Source organism: Metabacillus niabensis (assembly GCF_902829255.1).
GTDB lineage: Bacteria > Bacillota > Bacilli > Bacillales > Bacillaceae > Metabacillus > Metabacillus niabensis.
The window spans coordinates 1-10341 of record NZ_CADEPK010000134.1; the positions used below are offsets into that span (position 1 = coordinate 1).

Sequence of the window (10341 nt, forward strand, 5' to 3'; positions counted from 1 at the left end):
CATCATCCCATCTTGAAAAGGATGCTTGCCCATCCATCCAAACAACATCCCAGTTTGGATTTGATTTTTCTGATTCGATTCGCGATTGAATTTCTGCACCGTTGCCGACAACGATTTCCACATCATAGTCTGTAGCTTCTTCAAACAATGGCTCAATCATTTCATCAAAGTCATTAACATAAACAGTTAATACGTCATTTTCCTTCGTCGTCTTGGAACTTGTGCTACCTGCTGTCTTTTCCGTTTCATTTCCTGAACATGCTGATAATGCTAATGTTGCTGCAAATAATAACGCGATTTTTTTCATGAACTAACGACTCCCTTTAACCATGTATTGTTTACATCATCAAGAATAACCAATGAATATGAAGAAATTTGTAGGAGATTGTAAAGATAGTGTTAAATAAAATCTTAATATATTGATAATTAGAAAGATTTTATCTATATTTTAGTGGAGGGAGGTGGCGGAAATGAATATTCAACAATTAAAAATATTTATTGCCATCGTTGAGCATCGTAAATTAAGTTTAGCAGCAGAAAAATTACAGCTAACACAGCCGACATTAACATTTCATTTAAAGGCTTTACAGCAAACGCTTGGAACATCATTATTTGAAGAGCATTTACCACATCGGTGGATTTTAAATAAGGCAGGGAAAATTTTATATCCTTATGCAAAGCAAATGATTCAATTGCAAACGAATGCTGTTCAAGAAATCACACACTTAAATGAATTTCAGCGCACACTGTTAAAAATCGGTGCAAGTGAAACGACAGCTACATATATTTTGCCCTCATATTTAGCTACGTTCCAAAAACATCATGAGGATTATAAAATATCGTTAACTGTTCAAAAAGCTCCGACAATATTAGAAAAAATTAAGAAATATGAATTGCAAATAGCGATTATTGCACATGGACCGATAGAGGACGATGAATTATATGTCCTCCCGTTAGCTGAAGATCCATTAGTCATTGCTGTGGAGCCAAATCATCCTTTAGCTGCAATTAAACAACTGAAAGTAGAAGATCTGTTACCTTATCCATTTTTATTACATGAACAGCAATCAACAAGCTACCGTTTAGCAAAGGAGTGGATGGATTCACACAGCATTCCGTTAAATATCACAATGGAAATAGGTTCGATTCAAGCACTAAAGGAAGCGGCAGAAGCAGGTATTGGGGCAGCAATCTTACCAAAGCTTAGTCTCGAAAAGGAGCTTATCCAAAATCGTTTAGTTGCACTGCCGTTACCACAATATACGAACAAGAGGTTCATCTATAGTGTTCAACATAAAGAACATTTGTTTGAAAACACTATTTATAATACGTTTATCCAATTTATTCATCAAAAACTAGCGAATTAGTAGAGGGATGTCCTGTAGAAAATTTATTTTTTAGTACATAGTAGAGTGACAATCATTTTTTGTACGTTTAATTTATATGGTAGGTAACAAGCAGAACTATATAATTTCTAAGTCTTGTTCAGCTTGGGTTTTGATAGATAAATAGGGGGAATTACTGTGATTGATTGGCGATGGCCGGAAGTTGATTCATTAGAAGAACAACAACGATGGAATGAAGCAAAATCGCTCCTAATTAAGAATTGGCGGGAAAATCCCAATGACCTAGAAGCGAGTATTCGATTAGGTTTCCTTTGCTGGTATATCTTAGTCGAAGAAGGACCACTCGCGATTAAAGATGTCGATTTTGATGAGGTACAAACGGTTTTAAATGAGGTTACCCATTTCGGATTGACTCATTTTATGACAAATGAGGATTTTCTTTGGTGTTTTGGATATATGATTTCGCTGTTCCCGCATTACTTCGGTGACGACGAATTTTGGGAAGAAAAAGGTATTGTGATGTTAAAGCATGCTTATGAACGATGTCCAGATGAACCAGTTTATAGATATTCGTACCTAGGGTCATTTTCTAAGCCAGACGAAAAACTGGAAGAAGAGTTTTATCAGGTGCAAGCTGTTCTTGAAGAAAGATTTCAAGGAGAAGGTGTTTTATCCGAATATTTTAAAAGTGTGTGGCATAGTTAGAACGCAAAATGATTTTAAAAGTGGTAGCAAATTGAGGAAAAGAAGAACCTTTAGAAAATCAACATCAATTTATTATGAAGACTGAAGGAAAACATATAGATTTGCTTGCCTTCAGTCTGATGTCCTCTGTATAAGGCTAAGAAGCTGAGTATTTCGATTTCTTATTATCGTTTTATAAAGGGCATTACTCAAGCGGATTTTTCGCATCTTTAAACGTTTCATAAATCAACCGTGGTTCTTCGTTATCAAATCTCATTAAGCCCATCGTTGAAATGCCATTAATTTGTTTGTTATATCCAAGTCTTGTTTTATAATCCTTTAACACCCAGAACGTATATCCAGCCATATAGGATAGCCGGCTTGGGTCTGTAACTTGATTCCAGTGATTGAGAAACTTTGCTGATTGCCATTCTTCCGTACCTGATTGTGTTGAGTCTCCATGCTTAAGTTCGTCTTCAATATGTGCCCAAGTTCCATTTTCCGTTATTAAAATCGGTTTATTTGGATGGTTTCGATGAACCGCATCTAATGTTGTCCCTAGGTCTTTATCCTCCTGATAAAAGTATCCGAAATATTCATTTAAACCGATGACATCTGCTAAATCATAGGCTGGATCCCAGCTGCTTCCAGATGCCCATGTGACTGGGCGGTTTTGAATATCAATACTTTTGACAGCTGACTTCATATCTGCAAGCCAGTCACGATAAACTTGTTCATCATCCCAAATTTGTGACTCATTTTGTAAGGACCACATAATAACCGAAGGATGATTAATTTGGTTCCATGCCATACTTAATACTAATGACCTAGATAGTCCGTAAGAGCTTGTTTGCAACGCTTCTTGTTTCGTATCAAGCCACATATTATCAACATCATCAAGAACCATTATTCCATTTTTGTCTGAAAAATCATATACATATGGATGACGATTGTAGTGGCTATTTCGAATAAAGTTGGCATTAACATTGAGAACATGATTCAGCTCTGTGTCGTACTCCTCGATCGTCATCGATTTCCCATTTTCAGCTGTTTCCTCATGCCAATTAAGACCTTTTAAAAAGAGCTGATCTCCATTTAACGTTAGCTTGCTGCCTTCAACAGCAATCGTTCTCATTCCATAATTCGTTGAAAGGCTGTCATCAACAGAGTCTTTTCCGTTCTGCTTGCCTTGCCCTTTCCCTTTAAAGAGTGAAGCAGTTACTTTATAAAGGGTAGGAGATTCAGGTGACCAATAGGCTGCATTTGGAATGGTAAAATCGAATGAAACAACCTTCACTTCACCTGGCTTTAAAGTAATTTCTCGTGACTGTTGTTTCCCACCAGTTTGATTACCGGGATTAACGACTAATTGTCGATGTGCTTGTTTATCACCGTGATTATAAACAACAACTTTTGTTGTCAACGTATGATCGCCAGTTGACGTGAGAATTTTGCTAACTGTTACTTGTGAAGTTGCCTCCAAATATACGCTGCGGGTAATCCCAGCATACCGCCAATAGTCAACAGGCTTGTACGGCAGCTCTGTATCATTTGTTACAGGCTTTGCGTCAGGACTTGTATAAGAATCAAAGTCTGCTCTTCGATTAACACGAACTGCAATCACATTATCTTTTCCAGGCTGTACATATTTACTGACATTTAGTGAAAATGGAGTATTTCCACCTTCATGCTCACCTACAAAATGGCCATTTACGTATACCCATGCGCGATAGTTAACACCGAGAAAATGAAGCTTAACAAATTGATTTTTCCAGTTGGCATCAAGTGAAAAATGGGTCCGGAACCATGCGTCACCATCATAAAAAGCACTGCCAACACCGAAGTTAGAGCCATCATATGTTCCAAAATCAGGGGTATCATATAAATCCCAGCTGCCAGGTACTTTTTCAGACTGCCAATTTGCATCATTGAATTCTTTTGCATACCATTTTTCGTTCATTCCTTGCTTATCAGGATCCATTGAAAATTTCCATTTCCCATCAAGTGATAAATAGCTTCTGCTAGGTTCTTCTTGTGTCCATGTATCAAACGAAGGGACCGGTTCACCATATTGATACAAAACATTTGTTCCATCAATTGAATGGACTTCCGTGTTCATTGGCTCTCGTTCTGCGGAATTCGTCGTTACTGTAGTACTGTTATTAGCAACAGCTCCTCCGGCAAATAGGGTAGAAAATAGAAGAAGAAAAACGATCCCACAATAAATGGATTTTCGAAACATATTGAAACCTCCCGACTGATTGTTATTGAGATTAATAAACTTTTAAGTAGAAGAGATGATCTAAGGATGAATTGTTCAAAAAATGAAACCCGTTTCATAAAAATGAAAAATGACAGAAAACGCATACAATTTATTCTAAGTAGCCTGCTTTAGCTTCACCTCCTTTAAGAATTAACAATTACATTATACAAACTTTTCAGACATTACTTTAACTATTGGGTTTGAAATGAAAAGGGTTTCAAAATTTTAATTTTTAAAAAAAGTTACTCGCCAAGAGATACATTTCTGAACCTAATAAAGCTTGTTATTATCATTCCGAAATGATGAGATGAATCAAAATTTACATCAAATTAGAGGGAAAAATCAATGAGGATTTCTCAAATAATACCAAGCAAGCTTTTGCCTGGTCAATATCTTTTTATAAAAATAGGGAAATGGGTTTATGAAGTGGGGACTGTCCCCATTTTATAATTTAAGCCTAATAGACGAATAGGGATTGATGTACTAAACTTAGGTTAGTAATTTATATATTACTAGAAGATTTAATGACAAGGTGGGGATGAATCATGGAACTTAAAAGGAATCAGAAGCTGTTATTTATTGGTGATTCAATAACAGATTGCGAGAGAGCAAAACCTGAAGGGGAAGGATTATTCGGTGCATTAGGAAAGGGCTACGTCTCATTTGTAAACGCATTCTTAACCTCTACATATCCGGAATTAGGAATTCGTGTAGTTAATAAAGGAATTTCCGGAAACACAGTACGTGACTTAAAAGAAAGATGGCAAGAGGATGTTATGAATCAAAAACCAGATTGGCTATCGATCATGATCGGAATAAATGATGTATGGAGACAATACGATTTACCTTTCATGAAGGATAAGCATGTGTACATGAACGAATATGAGGAAACCCTTCGCAATCTTGTCGAAAAAACAAAGCCGCAAGTAGAGGGAATAGTGTTAATGACTCCTTACTATTTGGAGGCCAATCCAGAAGACGAGATGCGGAAGGCTATGGATGAATATGGCGCTGTCGTTCAAAAAATTGCAGAAGAAACAAATTGTTATTTTATTGATACACAAGCAGCTTTTAATAAACTATTAGATAAAATTTACCCAGCAGCATTAGCTTGGGACAGAGTTCACCCAAATGAAGCAGGGCATATTTTACTGGCACGTGCTTTTCTCAATAAGGTTGGCTTTGATTGGAGTAAATAATAATTTATGGGCTTTGAAGTTTCAATTGGATAGAGCAGAGTCGTCAAAATTGGGACTCTGCTTACCCCCGCACTACTTAATTATAGACATTAGAGTGCTCGAGCTTCCTACAACTTCACTATAAATTGATAATGATGAATATCCCATAATGGATGATAACCGACGAATGAGATAATTCAAAATACCTAAACAATATAAAAACCAAATTATTGAATGAAAAAATATGATAAAAGTAGTGAAGAATGTAAAATGGTGTGATATAATGTAGAAAATAGGAATGTAGGTATAGTAGTTTAGGCTTAGAAACTGTGCATGGATTAATTCGTTCGACTACAGATAGAGCTAAGATTCTTGTACATTGAATACATACGTAAAAAAGCGCTAAACCTTTTTTGGCCTAACGCTCCGCTATTAGAATCAATTCCACTGTTATTTTGTTCTTTATACTTTCACTTGTTGAGGTTTTGGCTGTGGTTTTGGTCTTTTACTTCCTTTACTTTCAGTGAATTTAGTGAAAATAAAAAGTCCTAATATGACAGCACAAATACCTAGATGATAACTAGGGTCTGCCTCGAAAAAAGATAATTTATATAATAAAACAGGTATCGAAATAATCATAACTACAGCTGCTGCAATATAGCAAAGAATAAAGAAAAGTGCTTCTAAAATAGTATTTGCCCATACTGGCAATTCCAAGTTAGAGAGAAACTCCTTTGATTTGTTAAAAAAGGTCCAACCATCCATCGGATAATCAATGATCGACTTCCCAAGTATAGCAACACTATTATTTAAGCCATCAAAAAAATTTAATTGATCCTTCATTACAAATTCGCTCTTATCCTTAACGGAATACTCCTTCCAAATTACCTTAAAGCTATCGTCAGTTTGGGTAGTGACTTTATAGTCTGCAAGTGACATTCCGTAAATGATTGATAAAACGACGAGCAATAAAATCATTCTTCTCATAAACTTCATTTAATCTCACCTTCTAAATCTTTGAATATATTTTTTTATAAAAAATGCCATTACAAATTATACCATAAGAAAGCAGTTATTTGTCTTTTTATCTTGATATTTTTGCGAAAATTTGTTGTTTTATGAATATTTTTGTAATGTAGATGATGAAAGTAGTATATTATTGGCGCAGCTAATTGAAAGGGGAGAGGCAAATTTCGCATTGAAATGCAAGAAAACGCGGTGCATGTAAGAGCGATTTCCGAAGTAAAAATCATTCTTTAGAAGACATCTACTTGATAAGTTTACCGTATAAATATTATGTTAACTAAATAATAGAACATTATAATCTCCTATTACTAATGGAACGTTTAAACAATCATTTAAAAGAAAAACGTCAAAAACAAAATGTTTTTAATGTTAGACTTAATCAGTGAAAAAAACAAAAACAGCTTTCGTACTTAGTACAAAAGCTGCTATCTTTTCATTTATCGTAATTACATATAATCGTAAACTGAATCTTCAAAATAGAGCCAGTGATAGTATTCAATCTGTGGATCCGTCATTTGCGCAATTTCTTTCTCATTGAATTTTTGTTTATTTAATAAATCTCTCACTTTGGATTCTCTCGCTGATTGGCTCATCTTAAATCCTCCTCATGTAAAACCGTAATAAAGTTATTGTTTTAGGAAACGTTTTCTTCAATTTCTTAATTTTATTATATATCTCAATTTGAGATGAAACAAATATCAGTTTGAGATGAATTGCTGAAAACTCATATAGATACGTTATTTATTAGTGCTTTTACCTACATAAGATGTCAAAAGGGGTTTGTTTCGTTAAAATTTGAAATAGTTATAGACTTGTATATACAAAAACAGTGTCGTTTATTATTCTTCAATCATTCGAAATATGGTAATATCATATATAATTAAGAATATTCTTACATTGCAAACTAAGACAAGAAAATAATAAGCTTCGTTATAATGATAATGTCTATTTTCACCTAAAATGTAAGTAATCTTATAGATATAAAATAATGTTGAAGTTTGAAAGGGGATTCACCATTTTGAACACAAAATTCTTAGATTTACTTGCTCAAAAGTATGATTCTGAAGAAAAAGTTGTCACTGAAATTATTAATCTAGAAGCAATTCTTAATTTACCAAAGGGAACAGAGCATTTTGTAAGTGATTTACACGGAGAATATCAAGCCTTCCAGCATGTGCTTCGAAATGGTTCTGGAAAGGTAAGAGAAAAAATTGAGGACATTTATAAAAAAGTTCTTACGGAAAAGGAAATAAAAGAATTTGCAACATTAGTTTATTATCCAGAAGAAAAAATTAAGCTAATAAAAAATGAATTTGATAATGAAGAAGAATTACATCAATGGTACACAGTCATCATTGAGCGAATGATTAAGCTGATTTCTTATGCTTCATCAAAGTATACACGTTCAAAATTACGGAAAGCATTGCCTTCTCAATTTGTTTATATTATTGAGGAGCTTTTATATAAAACAGATGAATTCACAAATTTTAAAGAGCCTTATTATTCAAAAATTGTTCAACAAATTATTTCACTTGGACAAGCAGATAAGCTCATTATTGGTCTTGCCTATACGACACAGAGATTAGTTGTTGACCATCTTCATGTCGTCGGGGATATTTATGATCGTGGACCTGAGCCTGATAAAATAATGGAAGCTCTCATTAATTATCATTCAGTTGATATTCAATGGGGGAATCATGATGTCTTATGGATTGGTGCTTTTGCTGGTTCAAAGGTTTGTCTTGCCAATATCATTCGCATCTGTGCGAGATACAATAACCTAGACATTATAGAAGATGTGTATGGTATCAATCTGAGACCATTGCTTAATTTGGCAGAGAAATATTATAAAGACAATCCTTCCTTTAGACCAAAGATTCAGCCAGATGAAACAATATCTGATGAAGAAAAATTACAAATAACGAAAATCCATCAAGCAATTGCGATGATTCAATTTAAGCTTGAAAGTCCGATCATTAAGAGACGTCCAAACTTCAATATGTCAGAAAGACTGTTGCTTGAAAAAATCGATTACGAGAAAAATGAAATTACGATACAAGGCAAAACATACGAAATCGAAAACCCTTGCTTTGCAACGATTAATCCAGAAAAGCCTGATCAACTGTTAACGGAAGAAGAAGAAGTCATGGACAAGCTGTTATTTTCTGTACAACATTCCGAAAAGCTTGCGAGACATATGAACTTCCTTATGAAAAAAGGCAGTCTTTATTTGAAATATAACGGAAATTTATTACTGCATGGCTGTATTCCGTTAGATGAAGATGGGAATATGGAAAAAATGGTCATTGAGGATAAAGCTTATGCAGGTCGTGAATTGCTTGACGTCTTTGAACAATATTTACGATACTCTTTTGCACATCCTGAAAAAACAGATGACCTTGCAACAGATATGGTTTGGTATTTATGGACAGGGGAATATTCCTCACTGTTCGGAAAAAGAGCAATGACGACGTTTGAGAGATATTTTATTAAAGATAAGGCAACACATAAGGAAATAAAAAACCCATACTACTATTTACGTGAAAAAGAGGAAACATGCCGTCAAATCCTTGAAGAATTTGATCTAGATCCTGATCAAGGCCATATCATTAATGGTCATACACCTGTTAAAGAAATCAATGGAGAAAATCCAATTAAAGCAAATGGAAAGCTAATCGTTATTGATGGAGGCTTTTCTAAGGCATATCAATCAACAACTGGTATTGCTGGATACACGCTATTATACAACTCCTTCGGGATGCAGCTTGTCGCACATAAACATTTTAATTCAAAAGAAGATGTTCTCCAAAATGGAACAGATGTCTTATCAGTTAAAAGATTAGTAGACAAGGAACTAGAACGGAAAAAGGTACTTGAAACGAATGTTGGCGAGGAACTATTAAAGGAAATCTCGATTTTGAATAGCTTGATGGAATATCGGTATATGAAGTGAGGCATCTCCTAGGCTGATTGCCTTGAAGAGAGCCTGACTGTTGAAAAAAAGCCGTTTAGTGTTGGGGCACTGAACGGTTTTTTTTCGTTTCTACTTGTAGAATTGGAATGCTAATACGTTAGATAAATAATTGCAGGACTAGGTTTTGTTCCTTGCCTAGCGGTAAATAATAATTGGTGCAGTGAAAATTAGTAAGATTGGGAAAAAGGTATTATTAAATTTTGATTTACAGTTCTTTTCAAATATAAAAAGCGAATGGACATGGCTACTTCGGTAATATTGGAAATACATTTTGTTGACTAGAAAGATAAAGGAAAGGTGACGAAAAATGAAATACAAAATAATAAATACAATACATAATCAGCATAGGGATATGTTAAAACAATTAATGGGTAAAAAATTGAAGACAATAAATGGAGAAGAACCAGGCGAATTTTCCTTTGCTATTACTTTAGAAACGTCTGACTTGTATCTAACTTTAAAAAATGAACCTTCACTGGAGGATGATGATGATGATGAATATCCACAAATAGTCTTGGAAATTGATCAAACTAACATTGACAATAATATAAGTAAAAGAACTGTTGAAAAAGAAATAAAGAATATTGTAATAGTAAGGAATAAAGTGGCATGGAAAAGTTCAAGCGATGAATGGGAAGTTGTAAGTGATATTGGTATAAAGCTGATATTAGAGGAAGAAGAATTTTTGTTTTTAATGATAGATTCACTTGCAGGTTTTATAAAGGTTATTCATTCTAAGGGGAAAATAAGATTAACAGAATGTGACATAGTAGAATATTGGGAGTTTAAGACTGAGGTTATTGAAAGTTTTGAACTTGAAGAAATTACAAGCATTTGAAAGAGTATCTTTTTCTCTAATGAGTCCATTTG

General features: G+C 34.3%; 8 protein-coding genes and 1 pseudogene. 5 read left to right on the forward strand and 4 right to left on the reverse strand.

Annotation, left to right across the window (positions count from 1 at the left end):
- Positions 1-307: pseudogene (locus tag HU235_RS11125) on the reverse strand (ABC transporter substrate-binding protein); the annotation flags it as partial.
- A 163-nt stretch (positions 308-470) separates the two neighbouring features.
- Between HU235_RS11125 and HU235_RS11130 the strand changes: the two are divergent.
- Positions 471-1367, forward strand: a complete 897-nt coding sequence (locus HU235_RS11130) for a LysR family transcriptional regulator (protein ID WP_145582119.1) — start codon at positions 471-473, stop codon at positions 1365-1367.
- A gap of 156 nt (positions 1368-1523) precedes the next feature.
- On the forward strand, positions 1524-2051 hold the full coding sequence (locus HU235_RS11135) for a hypothetical protein (protein WP_174880267.1): 528 nt from the start codon (positions 1524-1526) through the stop codon (positions 2049-2051).
- 184 nt (positions 2052-2235) lie between these two features.
- On the opposite strand, the gene HU235_RS11140 is transcribed toward HU235_RS11135, so the two are convergent.
- A complete protein-coding gene (locus tag HU235_RS11140; RefSeq protein ID WP_174880268.1) occupies positions 2236-4272 on the reverse strand; it encodes a glycoside hydrolase family 2 protein in 2037 nt (678 codons plus the stop codon).
- A 566-nt stretch (positions 4273-4838) separates the two neighbouring features.
- Here HU235_RS11140 and HU235_RS11145 point away from each other — a divergent pair.
- Entirely contained in the window at positions 4839-5492 is a 654-nt protein-coding gene (locus HU235_RS11145) for an SGNH/GDSL hydrolase family protein (RefSeq protein ID WP_174880269.1), read from the forward strand.
- A gap of 441 nt (positions 5493-5933) precedes the next feature.
- On the opposite strand, the gene HU235_RS11150 is transcribed toward HU235_RS11145, so the two are convergent.
- Both HU235_RS11150 and HU235_RS11155 read right to left on the reverse strand, forming a co-directional pair.
- Complete coding sequence (locus HU235_RS11150; RefSeq protein ID WP_095300192.1) at positions 5934-6467, reverse strand: hypothetical protein; 534 nt, start codon at positions 6465-6467, stop codon at positions 5934-5936.
- Between the two features lie 476 nt (positions 6468-6943).
- The gene (locus HU235_RS11155; protein WP_141231512.1) at positions 6944-7090 is read right to left on the reverse strand and encodes a BH0509 family protein; all 147 of its coding nucleotides are present in this window, start codon (positions 7088-7090) and stop codon (positions 6944-6946) included.
- 425 nt (positions 7091-7515) lie between these two features.
- Here HU235_RS11155 and fbp point away from each other — a divergent pair, with 425 nt between their 5' ends.
- Complete coding sequence (gene fbp, locus HU235_RS11160; RefSeq protein WP_174880270.1) at positions 7516-9450, forward strand: fructose-1,6-bisphosphatase; 1935 nt, start codon at positions 7516-7518, stop codon at positions 9448-9450.
- A 328-nt stretch (positions 9451-9778) separates the two neighbouring features.
- Entirely contained in the window at positions 9779-10309 is a 531-nt protein-coding gene (locus HU235_RS11165) for a hypothetical protein (protein WP_174880271.1), read from the forward strand.
- Positions 10310-10341: the final 32 nt, after the last annotated feature.